General features: G+C 69.5%; 1 protein-coding gene. It reads left to right on the forward strand.

What is annotated here, in order from left to right; translation table 11 throughout:
• Nucleotides 1–48 precede the first annotated feature (48 nt).
• Nucleotides 49–524: serine/threonine-protein kinase (locus tag ABD343_RS40685; RefSeq protein ID WP_344535919.1), on the forward strand; the 476-nt coding region annotated here is incomplete at its 3' end.

Raw genomic sequence — 524 nt, forward strand, 5'->3', positions numbered from 1 at the left:
TTTTTGGTGATGGCCCTGGTGGAGGGCCGTACGCTGCATGAGGAGCTGTTGGCTTCGGGGCGTGTGTCGTTGGCGGACGCGCTGGGGTGGACGGCGGATGTGTGCCGGGCGCTGGCGACCGCGCATGCGGCGGGTGTGGTGCACCGGGACATCAAGCCGGCCAACATCATGGTCACGCGGGAGGGCACGGCGAAGGTCGTGGACTTCGGGATCGCGAAGTTCACCGAGTCCCGGGCGAGTGACCCGCAGTTGACCCAGACCGGGCAGATGCCCTTCGGCAGCGTGCTGTACATGGCGCCCGAGCAGTTCCGGCAGGACGAGCTGGACGGGCGTACCGATCTGTACGCGCTGGGCTGCGTGCTCTACGAACTCCTCGTGGGCCGTCCCCCGTACACCGGCTCGGCGGCCGGGGTGATGTTCAACCACCTCAACGACACCCCGCTGCGCCCCTCCCGCGCCCGCACCGAACTCACCCCGGCCGTGGACCGGCTGGTCCTGGCGCTGATGGCCCGTGACCCCGAGGA

Source organism: Streptomyces albiaxialis (assembly GCF_039530985.1).
In the GTDB taxonomy this organism is placed as follows: Bacteria; Actinomycetota; Actinomycetes; order Streptomycetales; family Streptomycetaceae; genus Streptomyces; species Streptomyces albiaxialis.